The sequence below is a fragment of the uncultured Oxalicibacterium sp. genome, assembly GCF_913776015.1.
In the GTDB taxonomy this organism is placed as follows: Bacteria; Pseudomonadota; Gammaproteobacteria; order Burkholderiales; family Burkholderiaceae_D; genus Oxalicibacterium.
Genome location: NZ_CAJYMD010000027.1, coordinates 1 through 20227, shown reverse-complemented (window position 1 = coordinate 20227; position 20227 = coordinate 1). Strand labels below are relative to the sequence as shown.

Genomic DNA, 20227 nt, shown 5'->3' with positions numbered 1-20227 from the left:
CACCGCCAAACTTTGCCGATAATACCGTCGCGATCGCTGCCGTCAGCGTCGTCTTGCCATGGTCAACGTGACCAATCGTGCCCACATTCACGTGCGGCTTGGTACGCTCAAACTTACCTTTTGCCATTTTATTCTTCCTTCAAAAAGAACGATTTTTGCTATTCAAAAATTCACCCTATCGGGTGACAACTTGTTCGCAGCGCAACCCGAGAGTTGCGCTGCTGACTGATTACTTGGCTTTCGACGTTACGATTGCATCGATAACGTTTTTCGGTGCTTCAGCGTAGTGCTTGAATTCCATCGAGTAAGTTGCGCGACCTTGCGTTGCCGAACGCAGCGAGGTTGCATAACCGAACATTTCCGACAGTGGCACTTCGGCCTTGATGATCTTGCCACCACCACCGGCGATTTCATCCATGCCTTGCACCATGCCGCGACGCGACGACAGATCGCCCATCACGGTACCGGCGTAGTCTTCTGGCGTTTCAACTTCCACGGCCATCATTGGCTCGAGGATAACTGGTGAAGCCTTGCGGCAGCCTTCCTTGAATGCCATCGAACCAGCCATGCGGAATGCGTTTTCGTTCGAGTCAACATCGTGGTACGAACCGAAGGTCAGCGTGACTTTGACGTCAACAACAGGGTAACCGGCCAACACACCCGACGTAAGCGTTTCGCGCACACCTTTTTCAACCGCAGGGATGTATTCACGAGGAACAACACCGCCCTTGATCGCGTCGACGAATTCGAAGCCCTTGCCGGCTTCTTGCGGCTCGATCGTCAGAACAGCGTGACCGTACTGACCACGACCACCCGATTGCTTGACGAACTTGCCTTCAACGTCGGTAACCGTCTTGCGGATCGTTTCACGATACGCAACTTGTGGCTTGCCAACGGTTGCTTCGACGTTGAATTCGCGCTTCATGCGGTCAACGATAATGTCCAGATGCAGCTCGCCCATACCGGCGATGATGGTCTGACCCGATTCTTCATCGGTGCGCACGCGGAACGATGGATCTTCAGCAGCCAAACGGTTCAGTGCCAGCCCCATTTTTTCCTGGTCGCCCTTGGTTTTTGGTTCGACAGCCTGCGAGATCACCGGCTCAGGGAATACCATGCGCTCCAGAACCACGAAGGATTTGTCGTCGCACAGGGTGTCGCCCGTCGTCGTATCTTTCAAGCCAACAACCGCAGCGATGTCGCCTGCGAGCATTTCCTTGATTTCTTCGCGCTGATTCGCATGCATCTGAACAATACGGCCGATACGTTCCTTCTTGCCCTTGACGGAGTTCAGAACGGTGTCGCCCGAGTTCAGGACGCCCGAGTAGCAACGGATGAAGCACAACTGACCAACGAACGGATCGGTGGCGATCTTGAATGCCAGCGCCGAGAATTTCTCGGTGTCTTTGGCTTCACGCACGACCGGCTCTTCATCTTCATCCACACCAGGAACTGGCGGAATATCGACTGGCGAAGGCAGATATTCGATGACGGCATCCAACATGGCTTGTACGCCCTTGTTCTTGAACGCGGTACCGCACATCATCGGAACGAGCTCACCAGCGATCGTGCGCTGACGAATTGCCGCCTTGATGTCAGCCTCGCTCAGATCACCCTCTTCCAGGTATTTGTTCATCAGCTCTTCCGACGCTTCGGCAGCTGCTTCAACCATGTTTTCACGCCATTTTTGGGCTTCGTCAACCAGATTCGCAGGGATATCTTGGTAGTCGAATTTCATACCTTGCGATGCATCATCCCAGATGATTGCTTTCATCTTGACCAGATCGATCACGCCAGCGAAGTTTTCTTCGGCACCGATTGGCACTTGCATAGGCACAGGGTTGGCCTTCAGACGCGCACGCATCTGCTCGTAGACCTTGAAGAAGTTCGCGCCGGTACGATCCATCTTGTTGACGAATGCCAGACGTGGAACCTTGTATTTGTTCGCTTGACGCCAAACGGTTTCCGACTGCGGCTGTACACCACCGACTGCGCAGTAGACCATGCAAGCACCGTCGAGAACACGCATCGAGCGCTCAACTTCAATCGTGAAGTCAACGTGGCCCGGGGTATCGATGATGTTGATGTGGTGCGCAGGGAAATTGTTTGCCATGCCCTTCCAGAAACAGGTCGTCGCAGCAGACGTAATCGTGATGCCGCGCTCTTGTTCCTGCTCCATCCAGTCCATGGTTGCAGCGCCGTCATGCACTTCACCGATTTTGTGGTTCACGCCGGTGTAGAACAAAACGCGCTCGGTGGTCGTGGTTTTACCTGCATCAATGTGAGCCGAAATACCGATATTGCGGTAGCGCTCGATGGGGGTCTTACGGGCCATAATCAAATCCTAGTTGGTTTTAATGCACAAAACCGAGCGCCATTTTTTAACAAAAATGTGCCCGGCCTCGAACAAATTACTTATGCAACGGAAATATGCAGACCGCACATTTCCGCTTAATCCATTAGAAGCGGAAGTGCGAGAACGCCTTGTTCGCTTCAGCCATGCGGTGAACTTCATCACGCTTCTTCATCGCACCGCCACGGCCTTCAGCCGCTTCCATCAACTCACCTGCCAAACGCAACGGCATGGATTTTTCGCTGCGCTTGTTCGCAGCTTCGCGCAACCAGCGCATCGACAACGCAGCGCGACGCACAGGACGCACTTCAACCGGCACCTGATAGTTGGCGCCACCGACGCGGCGGGATTTCACCTCGACCATCGGTTTGCAGTTGTTCAACGCGGTGGTGAACACTTCGAGCGGATCCTTGCCCGATTTGGTTTGGATTTGCTCAAACGCACCGTAGATGATGTTTTCAGCAACAGACTTCTTGCCTGACAACATCAACACGTTGACGAATTTAGCGACTTCAACATTGCCGAATTTTGGATCTGGCAGGATCTCCCGTTTCGGGACTTCACGACGACGTGGCATTTCGATTCCTTTTTTTCTTCAGTTGAGCGACAGCAACAAACTTGCCCTCACTCGCGAGCGGCCATCATAACCACCCACTTACTCGGCCCATCCGGGACCGACTCTGTTTCGCAGAGACTGCGAAAATGACTGAAACTTGATTACTTCTTGGCAGCTTTCGCGCGCTTCGCACCGTATTTCGAACGAGCTTGCTTACGGTCTTTAACGCCCTGGGTATCCAGTGCACCGCGAACCATGTGATAACGCACACCCGGCAAATCCTTCACACGGCCGCCGCGGATCAGCACGACGCTGTGTTCTTGCAGGTTGTGGCCCTCACCGCCGATGTACGAAATAACTTCGAAACCGTTGGTCAGACGCACCTTGGCGACTTTACGCAGAGCCGAGTTAGGCTTCTTTGGCGTCGTGGTGTAAACGCGGGTGCAAACGCCACGTTTTTGCGGGCTGTTTTCCAGCGCCGGCGATTTGCTTTTGACACGTGCGGAAACACGTGGCTGAGCAATCAATTGATTGATAGTTGGCATCGCTCTCTATCCAGCTTAATAACTACATTGATAATACGACCTCGAAAACGGTTGCTCGAGGCCTCGGGGAAATCATGCGGAAGAATGGGAATTCAACACGCGGCTCGATCCGGGAGCCGCAAGGAAGAAGCGCGGAAGAGTGCGAATACAGACAAAACGCAGACCAAAGAGCGCTTAAGCCCAGCAGAGCTTAAAATCGAGAACTCGCGAGTATATGCCTCAAAGTGAAGAGGGTCAAGGTCCGCGCCGGGTTTTCCGATGCGGATTTGCCACGATCACGGATCGATGGGCGATCAAATCTTTTCCAGATTGCCAACTAACTCACGCCAGACGGCCGTTTCTTCCTTGTTGCGCTCACGCAAGGAGAAAAAGTTGACAATCTGATTACCTTTATTGTCGTAAAACTCGACCGACGTGATGATGCCGCTACGCGCGGGGCGACGCACCACCCAGCCATGATCGATACCGCTCTGGCGCAGATGCAAATCAAAATCCGGGTCCAGTACATTGAACCAGCCATCCTTGGCAACCGGATTCTCGATCACGCCACTGTAGATCTGCGTCATGCCAGGATTGCTGAGAAAGACCATGATGGGCTGGTGACGCTTCGACGCATCCTTCAGCAAGGCCTCGACCGACTTGCCGCTGATCTTGTAGGCAGATTCCTTGCCGATCAGTTCAAATGCCCGTTCGCGCGAGATGCCGAAGTCACTGACCAGACGCTGGAACTCATGCACGTCCGTCATTTCATGCCAGGCATTACGCAAATCGCGAATATCCATATCGCTCAGTGGCTTGGCCGGCTTGATCTTGGCCATTGCCACGCTCCAATCGGGCTTCTGATTTTGCGCCTTGAAATCGGCAGTCAATTTCTCGAATGCTGCCACGCCTTTTTCATCGTCAACGTAGACCTTGTGCACAGCGTCCCCATTCTTGTCGAAAATCTGGAAGCTGCGGCTGGTACGACCACCCGAGCGCGGCAACACCACAGCAAAAGCCGATCCCCAGTTATCGATGTTCATGCGCAAATCGATATCCGTACCAATGAAGCCCGTGCCGGGCACGGTGCGCCCCTGCTCATCACGCTTGGCCGGCACAGCTACCGCCGTTCGCTCGATCACGCCAAATTCATTACGCGTGATCGCCTTGATGCGCCCAAGCTCAGGCAAGCGCGCGAACAGCGCCTTGAAAGATTCCATGTCGCCGCGCAGCAGTGTCGTGCCATGACCAATATCTGCCGCCACCAGCTGCGCTTCGGACACCCCCAGCTTTTGCGCCATTTCGCGTCCATGCATACCCGGCTGTTCAGCGCGCAATGCTTCGCGCTTGGCGCGCAGCGTATCTTGACTTACATCAGCCAGCACACTGCCGCTCAGCATCAAACCACCGAGTAACAGGCTCATCCATTTCACATGTTGCATTGCTTCTTTCTCCTCATGGTTATGCCATCGCTTGCGCTACCGCCGCGCGGCAACGCAAGCGATAGGCAGATCAGTATTCGATTTTCAGACTGGCATTGATGCTGCGACCGGGCGATGTGTAAGCATCCAGATTGGTTGCGGTACTGGCTAGACCCAACCCACGAATATCGTTCCACACCCAGTACTTGCGATCAAACAGGTTGCGAATGCCGATGTTGGCGCTGACGTTTTTGCTGAAGCGATAGCCGCCCGAGACATCCAGAATCGTGAAGGATGGAGAGACAAAGCTCGTTGACGAAGGAACGTCCGCGGATTTCTTTGCAGCGTTGTAAAGCACGTCAGCCTGCGCATACCATTGCTGGCCGTTTTCGTAGCGCACACCCGTCACAACCGAAAGTGGGGACACAGATTCCAATCCCGCCTTCACACCATTGCGATTTGTCGTCGTACCTTCCGTGTAGGCAAAACCACCTCGCAAACTCCAGCCACTATTCATGCGCCAATCGATGCGACCTTCGACGCCATGAATATCAGCACGTGAAGCATTGATATATTGATTAATCGTAGGATTAGCAACAGTTCCCGCACCGCTAACCGCCAACAATTCGATAAAGTTTTTATACTTTCCAGAGAACGCCGCCACGCTGTATCTCAGGCGGCTATCAACCATATCAGCCTTGCCTCGCAAACCAATCTCAAATGAGTTGCTCGTTTCCGCCTTCAGATTCGGATTAGAAATTTGCGAATATCCTTGCGCCGCATTATTGAAGTACGAATTCACTTCTTGCGGCGATGGTGCACGGAAACCACGTGCATATTGCACATAAGGCGCAAATGCGGGCGCGACTTCATATACGAATGCCAATCTTGGTGAAATCGCATTGTCCTTACTCTTGGTAGCTGGCTGCCCATTCGCATTCGCCTGCGCGTCATAGCGGGCGCTGGCCTGTGGATCCAGTTCATAGGAGTCGTAACGCAAGCCAGGAATGACGCTCAACTTTCCAAGGCGCATATCGTCCTGTACATACGCGCCAAAAATGGAGTAATTGGTTTTAGGGAATAGTTCGCAATATTGTGTGCCGGTACAAGTCGTCCAGTTCGTGCCACTGGCTTGCTGGCTCAATTTGCTTCTTGACACATCAGCACCGTAAACCAGCGTATGACTCATCGCCCCCGCATCAAAGCGGCTTTCCCCCATCACCCCACCACCGATTGCCTGATCTTCGTACGTAACATTTCTGAACCTTGGCCTCGTGGCGCCCGTGCCGATTTCATAGGTGTATTGATTTGTCGTGGCATCACGATAAAAAACATTGCCGCGAATTTTTTGCATGACAGGATTCTCGGCATCATCACGCATATAACTCAACGACACGCGATTGCTTTCGACCTTGCTAGTAGTCTGATACCCCGTCACACTCGTACCACCGGCAGCAGGGCCAATCGCCGACAAGCTATTCCCCCACGTCTTGTTTTCCGTCGCTCCTAAGCTCAATTTCAAAACATCTTGTGCCGTCGCGCGGAATACGATCTTGGCAAGCGCCGATTGCGTATCGTAGGTGAGCGGATCAGGTGTCGTTCGCTGGGTGCCAATGACATCGCGCTCACCCTTGTTATCCGTTTCTTTTCCGTGACGCGCATTCAATAGCAACATGGCCTGCCAACGCTCACCGCCGATTGCCATCGTGCCGGTCGTACCAACACTGTTGTCTACCGAGTCGTAGGAAGGCCGAACCGAAAAATAGGTATTCTTGTGGAATACATTAAGATAATCCTGCGGGTCCTTGATGACAAAATTGACTGCACCAGTTAAGCCATCACTGCCATACATTGACGATGCCGGCCCCCGCAGCACTTCAATGCGCTGATACAGATCAGTGTCGAGATAACTGCCACGCCCCGCACTTAGCGTCCCCACGCTAAATGCACGCGGAACAGGAATGCCATCCTCCAGCAACAACACGCGATTACCATCAAGGCCACGAATCGCAATACCCTCGTTGCCACCGCGCCCTGCAGTTGCACCGGCGCCACTTATCCCGCTAGTGCGATTAACCGAACGTCTTACCTCGACACCCGGCTCATAGCGCAAAGCGTCCTTGATGTCTTTGGCATTTTGCTGCTCTATTGCTTCTGCGGTGATTACAGAAACCGATGCCGCCGCACGAGTGACGTCATCCGTGATGCCACGTGTTGCTGTGACAACCACTTCATCGAGCTTGCTGGTTGGTGTGGTGTCGGCCAACGCCGACAATGGAACCCAGTTTTGGGCAATAGCGACAACGGCCATCGCCAGATATTTTTTTCGCATAGGCATAGCAACCTCCCTGTAAATGTCGTAGGGTTGCTGGCGAAAAATGCTGGCTGCCTGAATGTTTGAATTGATATTGCGTCACGCTAAAGCGTCGTTGCCTGTGCGGCAAATCACGCCAAATCGAAGCAAGGCGCAATCATATACAAAATTCAAACAAGAATCATTCTCTTTTAAGGTATTGATGCTTTTGTAGAAGAAAAGCAACGTTTTCATCTGCCCAACGGCATAGACGAAAAAAAAACGGCACCAGATCGGTGCCGTTTTTGTAGGTTGCCTGCTCGCGATTACGATGCGTCGGTATCGCTGTCCGGTACGCTGGAAATGTCGGCGAAATGGGATTCGGCCTCGGCTGCACGCGCAGCTTTCTCGGCTTGCAGCAGCGCTTGACGCTCTTCTGCTTCCCACGACTCCTTCTCCTTGCGTGCGCGGTGGAATGCCAAACCGGTACCTGCAGGAATCAGGCGGCCGACAATGACGTTTTCCTTCAAGCCACGCAGACCATCTTTCTTGCCCATGATCGCCGCTTCGGTCAGGACACGCGTGGTTTCCTGGAACGATGCAGCCGAAATGAACGAGTCAGTCGACAGCGATGCCTTGGTGATACCCAGCAGCACGTTTTCGTACGTTGCAGGGATCTTGTTCTCGGCATTCACGCGATCGTTCTCATCCAGCAATTCGGAACGCTCAACCTGTTCACCCGTGATGTAGCTGGTATCGCCCGGCTCAACCACCTGAACGCGACGCAACATCTGACGCACGATGACTTCGATGTGCTTGTCGTTGATCTTCACGCCTTGCAGACGGTAGACGTCCTGCACTTCGTCGACGATGTAACGTGCCAGCGCTTCGATACCCAGCAGACGCAGGATGTCTTGCGGATCGGCTGGGCCGTCCACGATCATCTCGCCTTTGTTCACAACCTGGCCGTCATGCACCAGCACTTGCTTGTCCTTGGTAATCAGGAACTCGTGCTTGTTGCCGTCCATGTCGGTGATTTCGAGACGTTGCTTGCCCTTGGTTTCCTTACCGAAAGCAACGGTACCGGTGACTTCGGCCAGCATGCCCGCATCTTTTGGCGAACGTGCTTCGAACAGCTCTGCAACGCGTGGCAGACCGCCGGTAATGTCACGGGTCTTCTGCGATTCTGTCGGGATACGTGCCAGCACTTCACCAACGCTGACTTGCTGACCGTCTTTCACGGTGATCAGCGCGCCAACCTGGAAGCCGATGGTCACAGCGTGCTCGGTGCCAGCGATCTTGACTTCTTCGCCTTTCTCGTTGAGCAGCTTGACCTGTGGACGTACCGACTTGGTTGCCGAACCACGACGCTTCGCATCGATTACCACCAGCGTCGACAGACCGGTCACTTCGTCGATCTGACGTGCAACAGTCACGCCTTCTTCGACGTTCTCGAACTTCACGGTACCACTGTACTCGGTGATGATCGGACGGGTCAGCGGATCCCACGTTGCGAGAGGGATACCGGCTTTGATGACGGCGCCATCTTGCACCAGCAGCGTCGCGCCATAAGGCACTTTATGACGCTCGCGCTCACGACCGATATCGTCCGTGATCAGCACTTCGCCGGAACGGGAAATGACGATCTGACCGCCTTTGCCATTCGTCACGTAACGCATGGTTGCCGTGAAGCGAACCGTACCGTTCGACTTGGCTTCCACCGACGAGGCAACCGCTGCACGCGATGCCGCACCACCAATGTGGAAGGTACGCATCGTCAACTGGGTACCAGGCTCACCGATCGACTGCGCAGCCACCACACCAACGGCTTCACCAGCGTTGACCAGCGTACCGCGGCCCAGATCGCGGCCATAGCACTTGGCGCACAGGCCGTAGCGCGTGTCGCAAGTGAGTGGCGTACGAACCTTGACTTCGTCGATACCGAGTTCTTCGATTTCTTCGACCATGTCTTCGTTGAGCAGCGTGCCGGCTTCGTACAGCGTCGCCTGATTTTCAGGATTGACGATGTCGGTTGCAGCCACGCGGCCGAGGATACGATCGCGCAATGCTTCAATGACTTCACCGCCTTCGACCAGTGCCTTCATGGCAGCGCCGTTCGAGGTACCGCAATCATCTTCGATCACGACCAGATCCTGCGTCACGTCAACCAGACGACGCGTCAGGTAACCCGAGTTCGCGGTCTTCAGTGCAGTATCGGCCAGACCTTTACGTGCACCGTGGGTCGAAATGAAGTACTGCAACACGTTCAGACCTTCGCGGAAGTTCGCGGTGATCGGCGTTTCGATGATCGAGCCGTCCGGCTTCGCCATCAGACCACGCATACCGGCCAACTGACGAATCTGCGCTGCCGAACCACGTGCACCCGAGTCGGCCATCATGTAGATCGAGTTGAACGATTCCTGAGTCGACTTGGTACCGTCGCGCTTGACGACGTCTTCGACTTTCAGTTGGTCCATCATGGCCTTGCCGACGTCATCGCCAGCCTTGCCCCAGATATCCACAACCTTGTTGTAGCGTTCGCCAGCCGTAACCAGACCGGACGCGTACTGCTGCTGGATCTGTTTGACTTCGTTTTCTGCAGCCGCGATCAGGTCGACCTTTTGTGGCGGCACCAGCATGTCGTCCACGCAGATCGACATACCGGCGCGCGTCGCCAGACGGAAACCAGATTGCAGCAACTGGTCGGCGAACACAACCGTGGCGCGCAGACCGCACTTGCGGAACGACAGGTTGATCAGACGCGAGATTTCCTTCTTCTTCAGGGCGCGGTTCAGCACGCTGAATGGCAAGCCCTTCGGCAGGATTTCCGACAGAATGGCGCGGCCGACCGTGGTTTCGTAACGCGTAACGGTCTTGTCGAATTCACCGGTTTCGGCGTTTTTCGGATATTCGGTGATACGCACGGTGATGCGCGTCGCCAGTTCCACTTCCTTGTTGTCGTAGGCGCGCAGCACTTCCGACACATCCGGGAACAGCATGCCTTCGCCCTTGGCGTTGATCGCTTCACGCGTGGCGTAGTACAGACCCAGCACGATATCCTGCGACGGCACGATCGACGGTTCGCCGTTCGATGGGAACAGGATGTTGTTCGATGCCAGCATCAGCGTACGTGCTTCCATCTGCGCTTCAACCGACAGCGGCACGTGAACAGCCATCTGATCGCCGTCGAAGTCGGCGTTGAACGCGGCGCAAACCAGCGGGTGCAATTGAATTGCCTTGCCTTCGATCAGGACTGGTTCGAATGCCTGAATGCCCAGACGGTGCAGCGTTGGCGCACGGTTCAACATGACCGGATGTTCACGGATCACGTCTTCCAGGATATCCCAGACGACTGGTTCTTGAATTTCGACCAGCTTCTTCGCTGCCTTGATCGTGGTCGCGAGACCCATCAATTCCAGTTTATTGAAGATGAACGGCTTGAAGAGTTCGAGCGCCATCAGCTTAGGCAGACCGCACTGATGCAGTTTGAGCTGTGGACCCACCACGATGACCGAACGGCCCGAGTAGTCGACGCGCTTGCCCAGCAAGTTTTGACGGAAACGACCGCCCTTGCCTTTGATCATCTCGGCCAGCGATTTCAGCGGACGCTTGTTGGCACCCGTCATCGCCTTGCCGCGACGGCCGTTATCCAGCAGCGAATCGACCGCTTCCTGCAGCATGCGCTTTTCGTTACGCGTAATGATTTCCGGCGCGCGCAATTCCATCAGGCGCTTCAGGCGGTTGTTACGGTTGATGACGCGGCGATACAGATCGTTCAAATCGGAAGTCGCGAAACGGCCGCCGTCCAGCGGCACCAGCGGACGCAGTTCCGGCGGCAGCACTGGCAGCACTTCCATGATCATCCAGTCAGGCTTGATGCCCGAACGCTGGAACGCTTCAAGCACTTTCAGGCGCTTGGCGTATTTCTTGATCTTGGCTTCCGACTTGGAATCCTTGAGTTCCTGACGCAGGGTTTCTGCATCGCGGTCGATGTCGATCGAACGCAGCAGTTCACGAATACCTTCCGCGCCCATGAATGCGGTGAAGTCGTCGCCGAATTCTTCGTATTTGGCCGCATAGTCGTCTTCCGACATGATCTGGCATTTTTTCAGCGGGGTCATGCCAGGATCGGTCACGACGTAGGCTTCAAAGTACAGAACACGTTCGATATCGCGCAGCGTCATGTCGAGGACCATACCCAGACGCGATGGCAGCGATTTCAGGAACCAGATGTGTGCGGTTGGCGATGCCAGCTCGATGTGGCCCATGCGCTCACGACGCACCTTGGCCAGCGTGACTTCAACGCCGCATTTTTCGCAGATCACACCGCGATGCTTGAGGCGTTTGTACTTGCCGCACAGGCATTCGTAATCCTTGATAGGCCCGAAAATCTTGGCGCAGAACAAACCGTCGCGCTCAGGCTTGAAGGTACGATAGTTGATGGTTTCCGGCTTCTTGACTTCGCCGTAGGACCACGAACGGATTTTCTCAGGCGATGCCAGGCCGATCTTGATGGCATCGAACTGTTCGTTTTGCTGAACTTGCTTGAATAAATCGAGCAGTGCTTTCATGTATCACTCCAGTTGGCGTGAAAAACGCTGATGTAGACGAGGTGGTCGCGCCAGACTGCTTGATGACCCTGTTCGCATATGCGGGAGAGCTGAGCCGTAAGAGGCAGAGTTCCGCAGATACCGGGACAGCCGACGTTTCCGAACTGCTTGCTGCTGAATACTAAAACTTTTACTGCAAAATCTTTTAAAGCGCCACGAGGCGCTTTTCTGAAACGCTGAAAGCGAAGCGGCGTTTCCGCCGCTTCGCTTTGTCTTGCTATCAGTCGCGCTCGAGATCGATATCAATACCCAGCGAGCGGATTTCCTTCACGAGAACGTTGAAGGATTCCGGCATGCCGGCGTCGATCACGTGATCACCCTTGACGAGGTTTTCGTACACTTTGGTACGGCCATTCACGTCATCGGATTTCACGGTCAGCATCTCTTGCAGCACGTACGATGCGCCGTACGCTTCCAGTGCCCAGACTTCCATCTCACCGAAGCGTTGACCACCGAACTGCGCTTTACCGCCGAGTGGCTGCTGCGTCACCAGCGAGTATGGGCCGGTCGAACGTGCGTGCATCTTGTCATCGACCAGATGGTGCAGTTTCAGGTAATGCATGTAGCCCACCGTGGTGGTGCGCTCGAACGGTTCACCAGTGCGACCGTCATACATCGTGACCTGATTCTTCGAAGCGGTCATGCCCAATTGCTTGGCGATGTGATCCGGGTAAGCCAGATCCAGCATGCGACGCGTTTCTTCTTCGTGCGCACCATCAAACACCGGCGTTGCGAACGGCACACCGTTTTTCAGGTTCTGCGCCAGTTCGACGATTTCCTGATCCGAGAACTTGTCGAGCTCTTCCTGCTTGCCCGATTCGTTATAGATCGACGACAGGAACTTGCGCAGTTCAGCGATCTGCACGTGCGTATTCAGCATTTCGGCAATACGCAGGCCCAGACCTTTTGCGGCCCAGCCCAGATGCACTTCCAGAACCTGACCCACGTTCATGCGCGATGGCACGCCCAGCGGGTTCAGCACGATGTCGGCCGGCGTACCGTCGGCCATGTGCGGCATGTCTTCGATCGGCAGAATACGCGACACCACACCCTTGTTACCGTGACGACCTGCCATCTTGTCGCCAGGCTGCAGGCGACGTTTGACGGCGAGATAGACCTTGACCATCTTCTGCACGCCTGGCGGCAACTCGTCGCCTTGCGTCAGTTTCTTGCGCTTCTCTTCGAAGGCCAGATCAAACTGGTGACGTTTCTCGGCGATCGATTCCTTGATCGCTTCGAGGGCATTGGCCGATGCGTCATCCGATGGACGGATGTCGAACCAGTGGTACTTGTCCAGATCGTCCAGATATTCCTTGGTGATCTTGGCGCCCTTGGCAATCTTCTTCGGACCACCGTTGACGGTCTTGCCGATCAACATTTTTTCCAGACGCTGGAAGGCATCGCCTTCGACGATACGCAACTGATCGTTCAGGTCGAGGCGATAGCGTTGCAGTTCATCATCGATGATCTGTTGCGCACGCTTGTCGCGCTGGATGCCTTCACGCGTGAACACTTGCACGTCGATAACGGTACCGACCATGCCCGAAGGCACGCGCAGCGACGTATCCTTCACGTCCGATGCTTTTTCACCGAAGATCGCGCGCAGCAGTTTTTCTTCTGGCGTCAGTTGGGTTTCGCCCTTTGGCGTCACTTTACCGACCAGCGTATCGCCAGCGGTCACTTCTGCACCGATGTAGACGATACCCGACTCATCCAGACGCGCCAGTTGGTTTTCAGCCAGGTTCGAGATATCACGCGTGATTTCTTCGGCACCCAGCTTGGTGTCACGTGCCACGACCGACAGTTCCTCAATATGGATCGAGGTGTAGCGATCGTCCGCAACGACTTTTTCGGAAATCAGAATCGAATCTTCGAAGTTGTAGCCGTTCCACGGCATGAACGCCACCAGCATGTTCTGACCGAGAGCGAGTTCGCCGAGGTCGGTCGATGCGCCATCGGCCACCACGTCGCCTTTGGCAACACGATCACCAACTTTGACGATCGGACGCTGGTTGATATTGGTGTTCTGGTTGGAACGCGTGTACTTGATCAGGTTGTAGATATCGACACCGACTTCGCCTGCAGCCGCTTCTTCGTCATTCACACGAATCACGACACGGCCAGCGTCGACGTAATCGACGACACCGCCACGCAGTGCCTGCACGGTGGTGCCCGAGTCGACCGCGACGGTGCGCTCGATACCGGTACCGACCAGCGGTTTTTCCGGACGCAGGCAAGGTACGGCCTGACGTTGCATGTTGGCACCCATCAATGCGCGGTTTGCATCATCGTGTTCGAGGAACGGAATCAGCGAAGCGGCGACCGAGACGACCTGACCTGGTGCAACGTCCATGTATTGGACGCGCTCTGGCGAGACCAGAATCGTTTCACCGGCTTCACGTGCCGACACCAGTTCATCGGACAGCTTGCCCGAACCGTCGATGGTGGCATTCGCCTGCGCAATGATGTAACGGCCTTCTTCGATAGCGGACAGGTAATCGATCTGATCGGTCACCTTGCTGCCCTCAACCTTGCGGTAAGGCGTTTCGAGGAAGCCGTATTCGTTCAGACGCGCATACAGTGCCAGCGAGTTGATCAGACCAATGTTCGGACCTTCAGGCGTTTCGATCGGGCAGACACGACCATAGTGGGTCGGATGCACGTCGCGCACCTCGAAGCCGGCACGTTCGCGAGTCAGACCACCTGGGCCGAGAGCGGACACACGGCGTTTGTGCGTGATCTCGGACAACGGGTTGGTTTGATCCATAAACTGCGACAACTGCGACGAACCGAAGAATTCGCGGATCGCAGCCGAAATCGGTTTGCTGTTGATCAGATCGTGCGGCATCAGGTTATCGGCTTCAGCCTGACCCAGACGCTCTTTCACGGCACGCTCAACGCGCACGAGACCCGCACGGAATTGATTCTCGGCCAGTTCGCCGACACAACGCACGCGGCGGTTACCCAAGTGATCGATATCGTCGACTTCGCCGCGACCATTGCGCAACTCGACCAAGATCTTGATGACAGCCAGGATATCGTCATCCGACAGCGTCATGTCGCCGGTCAGCGCATCGCGACCAATGCGACGGTTGAACTTCATGCGACCAACAGCCGACAGATCGTAACGATCGGCGTTGTAGAACAGACCGTTGAAGAGTGCCTCAACCGAATCTTCGGTTGGCGGCTCGCCAGGACGCATCATGCGATAGATGGCGACTTTGGCAGCCATCTGGTCAGCGGTGTCATCGGTGCGCAACGTTTGCGAAATGTAGGCGCCTTGATCCAGATCGTTGGTGTACAGCGTCTGGATCGTATCGATACCGGCTTCGCGCAGCTTGGCCAGCAATTCATCGGTCAGTTCATCGTTGGCATTGGCAATGACCTCGCCCGTATCGCCATCGACGATATTCTTGGCCAGCACGCGACCGAGCAAATATTCTTCAGGCACGGAAATATGCTTGATGCCGGCAGCTTCGATATCGCGTACGTGCTTGCTGTTGATGCGCTTGTCTTTCGCGACCATGACCTTGCCGGCCTTATCGGCGATGTCGAAACGTGCGACTTCACCGCGCAGACGCTCGGCGACGAATGCCATTTCGGCACCCTCTTCGCGCAATTTGAAATCGTCGAAAACAAAGAAGTTTTCGAGGATTTGTTCCGGCGTCATGCCGATGGCCTTCAGCAGGATGGTGACAGGCATCTTGCGGCGACGATCGACGCGGAAGAACAGAATGTCTTTCGGATCAAATTCGAAATCCAGCCACGAACCACGGTAAGGAATGATGCGTGCCGAGAACAGCAGCTTGCCCGACGAATGGGTCTTGCCGCGGTCGTGTTCGAAGAACACGCCAGGCGAACGGTGCAACTGCGAAACGATCACACGCTCGGTACCATTGATGACGAACGAACCGGTAGTCGTCATGAGCGGCAATTCGCCCATGTAGACTTCCTGCTCTTTCATTTCCTTGACGACCGGCTTGGTCGGCGATTCCTTGTCCAGAATAACCAGACGCACCTTGGCGCGCAGTGGCGACGCGAAGGTCAGACCGCGCTGTTGACATTCCTTGACGTCGAACGGGGGCGTACCCAGAACATAAGACAGGAATTCGAGACGAGCGAAACCATTATGCGAAACAATCGGGAAAATCGAGGTGAAGGCGGATTGCAAACCTTCATTCTTGCGTTGCGATGGCAGAACATTTTCCTGCAAGAAGCTCTGGTAGGACTCGAGCTGCGTTGCCAGCAGGAACGGAACGTGGTGGACGTTAGCGCGTTTCGCGAATGATTTGCGAATGCGCTTCTTCTCAGTAAATGAGTAGTGCATGGACACTCCGTGAGTGACAGGGGAAGGATAGAGAATTCAGGATTCGGATCACGATGTCCAATTGCACGATTGCAACTAGCACAAAGAAACCTCAAGTCTCTGCCCTTTGGTCGAACCTATAAGGATACCCGAGTTTGGGAACCCTCGCTCTCGACGACGAAAAATACAAAAACGACAAGGAGCCAAAGCCGAACCATTCTTTCGAATGGTTCCGCGCTTTGGCTCACACGCTGACAAAAACCAGCGTCGGCAAGACCGATTACTTGAGGTCTGCTTTCGCGCCAGCTTCTTCCAGTTTTTTCTTGGCTGCTTCTGCGTCTGCTTTTGGCAGGCCTTCTTTAACTGGCTTCGGTGCACCGTCAACCAGATCTTTAGCTTCTTTCAAGCCCAGACCGGTGATTTCGCGAACTGCTTTAATGACGCCAACTTTGTTTGCGCCGACTTCGGTCAGAACAACGTTGAATTCGGTTTGCTCTTCAGCAGCAGCAGCGCCGCCGGCTGCGCCGCCAGCTGCTGGAGCAGCCATTGCAGCAGCGGATACGCCGAATTTTTCTTCGAATGCTTTAACCAAGTCATTCAGTTCCAGAACCGTCAGGTTGCCTACGGCTTCCAGGATGTCGTCTTTGCTAATTGCCATTTGAAACTCCTAAATTTTTTCAATAATTACATCTGATTGGTACTGACGCGAATACGTCGAAACACAGCGTGGGCGCCGCTATCGCGGCCACCCGATTACTCCGCTGCTGCTTCGGTCGATTCGGCGGCTGGTGCTGCAGCTGCAGGCGCATCGCCTTCAGATTTTTTAGCAGCAAGAGCAGCCAGACCACGCGTAAAGCTCGCAACCGGAACCAGCATCATGCCCAGGACTTGGGCCAGCAGGACTTCACGGCTAGGAATATTTGCCAACGCTGCAACAGCCGCTTTATCCAGCGACTTGCCTGCGTAGTTACCAGCTTTGATGACCAGTTTGTCGTTGGTTTTAGCAAAGTCGTTGAGGACTTTAGCTGCAGCAACAGCATCATCCGAGATCGAGTAGATCAGCGGACCGGTCAATTCAGAAGCGAGTGGAGCAAATGCGGTGCCTTCGACAGCGCGACGAGCCAGCGTATTTTTCAATACGCGCAGGTACACGCCTTCGGCACGCGCTTTAGCGCGCAGTTGAGTCAAGTGACCAACCTGGATGCCACGATATTCAGCCACGACGATGGTCTGTGCCGACGAAACTTTGGCAGAGATTTCAGCGACTACGGCCTTTTTGTCATTCAGATTGAGCAAGATTCAACCTCCAAAAATGATGTTCGGCCATTGCACAACCATGATTGATTGCCTGCCTTGCATCTGTTCGAACACGGCGTCCGAAGTTAGGAGTTCCGTACTGGAGAACCAGCGAAAGAGACTGCAAAACTTGTTCGGGTACACCATCTGCGCTGGGTATCGATCGTTGCCGATTCGACGTTTACCTTTGCACACCGACCTGCATGTGCGCCGCCCAACGGTCTTTGATTGCCTGAACCTGAATCACTGTTACCGACTCAGGCCCAGCCCAAAGATGCGCCCACTGCCGAAGCAGCAGGACTTGATTCTGTGATTAAGCCAACAGCGTCGCTTGATCGACACGCACGCCTGCGCCCATCGTCGAGGACAGCGATACCTTGCGCAGGTAAACGCCTTTGCTCGAAGCTGGCTTGGCTTTGTTCAATGCATCGATCAATGCCAACAGGTTCGACTTGAGCGCTTCGTCCGAGAACGATTTGCGGCCGATCGTGGCGTGGATGATACCTGCCTTGTCCGTACGGTATTGAACCTGACCGGCTTTGGCGTTCTTGACGGCGGTAGCGACGTCAGGAGTAACGGTACCAACTTTCGGGTTTGGCATCATGCCGCGTGGGCCAAGGATTTGGCCGAGCGTACCAACGATACGCATGGTATCTGGCGAAGCGATGACGATGTCGAAAGGCATGTTGCCAGCCTTGATCTGGTCAGCCAGATCTTCCATACCGACGATGTCAGCACCAGCAGCCTTCGCCTGCTCTGCCTTGTCACCGGAAGCGAATACAGCAACGCGAACGGTTTTGCCGGTACCAGCTGGCAGCACAACGGAACCACGCACAACCTGGTCCGACTTCTTAGGATCAACGCCCAGCTGAACCGAGATATCGATCGATTCGTCGAATTTAGCGGTTGCGCATTCCTTGATCAGCGCAACAGCGCTGTCGAATGGATATGCCTTGATGCGATCAACTTTTGCCTTGATTGCCTTAGCGCGTTTGGACAGCTTAGCCATGTTACAGACCCTCCACCGTGATACCCATCGAGCGAGCGGAACCAGCGATGGTACGCACTGCAGCTTCGAGGTCGGCCGCGGTCAGATCCGGGCCTTTCAATTTAGCGATTTCTTCAGCTTGCGCACGCGTCAGCTTGCCAACCTTGTCGGTATGTGGCTTAGCCGAACCTTTTTGCACGCCCGAATGCTTCTTGATCAGGTACGTTGCCGGTGGCGTCTTCATCACGAACGTGAAGGACTTGTCGGCGAATGCGGTGATCACGACAGGAATCGGCATGCCTGGTTCGACACCTTGGGTCTGCGCATTGAATGCCTTGCAGAATTCCATGATGTTCAGACCACGCTGACCCAGTGCTGGGCCGATTGGAGGGGATGGATTTGCCTTACCAGCTGGCACTTGCAGCTTGATAAAGCCAATGATTTTCTTTGCCATGATGGCTCCTTCATTGGTTGAGTGGTAGCGCCTTTTCGCCGTCTTTCAACGTACTACTAGGGCTCCTCTAATTGCTGCCTTTGCCGGATCAGCAATCCGGACACGCGGCAAGCAGCGCCTTAAACTTTTTCGACCTGGCCGAATTCGAGTTCCACCGGCGTCGCACGACCGAAAATCGTGACAGAGACACGCACTTTGGATTTCTCGTAATTGACTTCTTCGACATTGCCGTTGAAATCGGTGAATGGGCCATCCTTGATGCGCACCGTTTCTCCAACTTCGTACAATACTTTTGGACGCGGCTTCTCGACACCGTCCTGCATCTGCTGCAACAACTTATCGACTTCGTGCGGCGGAATCGGCGTTGGACGATTCGACTTGCCGCCGATAAAACCGGTCACCTTGCTGGTGTTTTTCACCAAGTGCCAGGTTTCATCCGTCATTTCCATTTCAACCAGAACATAGCCTGGAAAGAAACGACGTTCGGTCACCGACTTATGACCATTCTTGACTTCGATAACTTCTTCAGTCGGCACCAGAATCTGACCGAACTGATGTTCCATGCCGGCGCGCGCAATGCGCTCCGTCAACGCGCGCATCACACTTTTCTCCATGCCGGAGTAAGCATGCACGACGTACCAGCGCTTCTTGCCTGCGGACGCCACAGTAGAAGCGGCGCCCTCGGCGCCGTTTTGTGCATCATCCTGAATAGAATCGCTCATTATCTTTTCCAGCCCAAAATCAGGTCATACAACACAACTTCGAGCAACTTGTCCGTTCCCCAAAGGAAAATTGCCATGACAACCACAAAGCCGAAGACGATTGCCGTCATCTGCAACGTCTCACGACGCGTGGGCCATACAACTTTTTTGGTTTCGCGAACAGCTTCTTTAGAAAAATTGAGGAAATCGCGACCCGGCGTAGATGTCCACGCCAGCGCGATTGCCACAACCAGACCACCAACCAGAACTGCCGCACGAATTGCCGTCGATTTATCCGACAGGATATAAAACCCGACCACACCAGCGATTGCTGCGAAAATTGCCAGAGCAACTTTCGCTTTGTCACCGGATGCGCCAACAGTTTCTACAGGTTGATTAGCCATACTAGTTTTGCTTTCGATGCCCTGCACCAGAATTCGGTGGCAGGGGCGGAGGGCCTCGAACCCCCAACCTACGGTTTTGGAGACCGTCACTCTGCCAATTGAGCTACGCCCCTACGATTGCACTACCACTGCCTACTGCCTGAATCGACGACGGCGACCTGAATCCAGATCGCCGTTTCGCTTCATTTTTATCGATTACTCGATGATTTTAGCTACGACACCAGCGCCGACGGTACGACCGCCTTCACGGATTGCGAAGCGCAGACCTTCTTCCATCGCGATCGGGTTGATCAACTGAACCGTGATCGACACGTTGTCGCC

The 20227-nt window shown here is 54.6% G+C and carries 14 protein-coding genes, 1 tRNA gene and 1 pseudogene; all 16 read right to left on the bottom strand.

Annotation, left to right across the window (positions count from 1 at the left end; all coding sequences use genetic code 11):
- Positions 1-127, bottom strand: a 127-nt coding sequence (locus tag QZ725_RS03830; protein ID WP_288510231.1) for a GTP-binding protein, incomplete at its 3' end; no start/stop codon positions are given.
- 102 nt (positions 128-229) lie between these two features.
- The gene (gene fusA / locus QZ725_RS03825) at positions 230-2335 is read right to left on the bottom strand and encodes an elongation factor G (RefSeq protein WP_293776365.1); all 2106 of its coding nucleotides are present in this window, start codon (positions 2333-2335) and stop codon (positions 230-232) included.
- A 124-nt stretch (positions 2336-2459) separates the two neighbouring features.
- On the bottom strand, positions 2460-2930 hold the full coding sequence (gene rpsG / locus QZ725_RS03820) for a 30S ribosomal protein S7 (RefSeq protein ID WP_293776363.1): 471 nt from the start codon (positions 2928-2930) through the stop codon (positions 2460-2462).
- A 140-nt stretch (positions 2931-3070) separates the two neighbouring features.
- Positions 3071-3454 (bottom strand): 30S ribosomal protein S12, encoded by a 384-nt coding sequence (gene rpsL, locus QZ725_RS03815; RefSeq protein WP_293776361.1) that lies wholly within the window; start codon positions 3452-3454, stop codon positions 3071-3073.
- Positions 3455-3747: 293 nt separating this feature from the next.
- Positions 3748-4875, bottom strand: coding sequence for a ChuX/HutX family heme-like substrate-binding protein (locus tag QZ725_RS03810; RefSeq protein ID WP_293776360.1), 1128 nt, complete (start codon positions 4873-4875; stop codon positions 3748-3750).
- A 70-nt stretch (positions 4876-4945) separates the two neighbouring features.
- Positions 4946-7192, bottom strand: coding sequence for a TonB-dependent hemoglobin/transferrin/lactoferrin family receptor (locus tag QZ725_RS03805; protein ID WP_293776359.1), 2247 nt, complete (start codon positions 7190-7192; stop codon positions 4946-4948).
- Positions 7193-7473: 281 nt separating this feature from the next.
- Complete coding sequence (gene rpoC, locus QZ725_RS03800; RefSeq protein ID WP_293776358.1) at positions 7474-11718, bottom strand: DNA-directed RNA polymerase subunit beta'; 4245 nt, start codon at positions 11716-11718, stop codon at positions 7474-7476.
- A gap of 259 nt (positions 11719-11977) precedes the next feature.
- The gene (gene rpoB / locus QZ725_RS03795) at positions 11978-16084 is read right to left on the bottom strand and encodes a DNA-directed RNA polymerase subunit beta (RefSeq protein WP_293776357.1); all 4107 of its coding nucleotides are present in this window, start codon (positions 16082-16084) and stop codon (positions 11978-11980) included.
- Between the two features lie 259 nt (positions 16085-16343).
- Positions 16344-16721, bottom strand: a complete 378-nt coding sequence (rplL, locus tag QZ725_RS03790; protein ID WP_188382281.1) for a 50S ribosomal protein L7/L12 — start codon at positions 16719-16721, stop codon at positions 16344-16346.
- 95 nt (positions 16722-16816) lie between these two features.
- Complete coding sequence (gene rplJ / locus QZ725_RS03785) at positions 16817-17362, bottom strand: 50S ribosomal protein L10 (RefSeq protein ID WP_293776367.1); 546 nt, start codon at positions 17360-17362, stop codon at positions 16817-16819.
- 310 nt (positions 17363-17672) lie between these two features.
- Positions 17673-18368, bottom strand: coding sequence for a 50S ribosomal protein L1 (gene rplA / locus QZ725_RS03780; RefSeq protein WP_293776356.1), 696 nt, complete (start codon positions 18366-18368; stop codon positions 17673-17675).
- Between the two features lies 1 nt (position 18369).
- Positions 18370-18801: a 50S ribosomal protein L11 gene (rplK, locus tag QZ725_RS03775; protein WP_188382283.1), complete on the bottom strand. Its 432-nt coding sequence runs from the start codon at positions 18799-18801 to the stop codon at positions 18370-18372.
- A gap of 119 nt (positions 18802-18920) precedes the next feature.
- On the bottom strand, positions 18921-19523 hold the full coding sequence (gene nusG, locus QZ725_RS03770) for a transcription termination/antitermination protein NusG (protein WP_293776353.1): 603 nt from the start codon (positions 19521-19523) through the stop codon (positions 18921-18923).
- Positions 19523-19906, bottom strand: a complete 384-nt coding sequence (gene secE / locus QZ725_RS03765) for a preprotein translocase subunit SecE (RefSeq protein WP_293776366.1) — start codon at positions 19904-19906, stop codon at positions 19523-19525. The genes nusG and secE overlap by 1 nt, the downstream gene beginning before the upstream one ends.
- Positions 19907-19943: 37 nt before the next feature.
- Positions 19944-20019 (bottom strand) — tRNA-Trp (locus QZ725_RS03760).
- Between the two features lie 82 nt (positions 20020-20101).
- Positions 20102-20227 (bottom strand): annotated as a pseudogene (gene tuf / locus QZ725_RS03755) (elongation factor Tu); the annotation flags it as partial.

Coding starts and splice junctions, on each gene's coding strand:
- fusA (WP_293776365.1), bottom strand. CDS start 2,335: ATGGCCCGTAAGACCCCCATCGAGCGCTACCGCAATATCGGTATTTCG.
- rpsG (WP_293776363.1), bottom strand. CDS start 2,930: ATGCCACGTCGTCGTGAAGTCCCGAAACGGGAGATCCTGCCAGATCCA.
- rpsL (WP_293776361.1), bottom strand. CDS start 3,454: ATGCCAACTATCAATCAATTGATTGCTCAGCCACGTGTTTCCGCACGT.
- QZ725_RS03810 (WP_293776360.1), bottom strand. CDS start 4,875: ATGCAACATGTGAAATGGATGAGCCTGTTACTCGGTGGTTTGATGCTG.
- QZ725_RS03805 (WP_293776359.1), bottom strand. CDS start 7,192: ATGCCTATGCGAAAAAAATATCTGGCGATGGCCGTTGTCGCTATTGCC.
- rpoC (WP_293776358.1), bottom strand. CDS start 11,718: ATGAAAGCACTGCTCGATTTATTCAAGCAAGTTCAGCAAAACGAACAG.
- rpoB (WP_293776357.1), bottom strand. CDS start 16,084: ATGCACTACTCATTTACTGAGAAGAAGCGCATTCGCAAATCATTCGCG.
- rplL (WP_188382281.1), bottom strand. CDS start 16,721: ATGGCAATTAGCAAAGACGACATCCTGGAAGCCGTAGGCAACCTGACG.
- rplA (WP_293776356.1), bottom strand. CDS start 18,368: ATGGCTAAGCTGTCCAAACGCGCTAAGGCAATCAAGGCAAAAGTTGAT.
- rplK (WP_188382283.1), bottom strand. CDS start 18,801: ATGGCAAAGAAAATCATTGGCTTTATCAAGCTGCAAGTGCCAGCTGGT.
- nusG (WP_293776353.1), bottom strand. CDS start 19,523: ATGAGCGATTCTATTCAGGATGATGCACAAAACGGCGCCGAGGGCGCC.
- secE (WP_293776366.1), bottom strand. CDS start 19,906: ATGGCTAATCAACCTGTAGAAACTGTTGGCGCATCCGGTGACAAAGCG.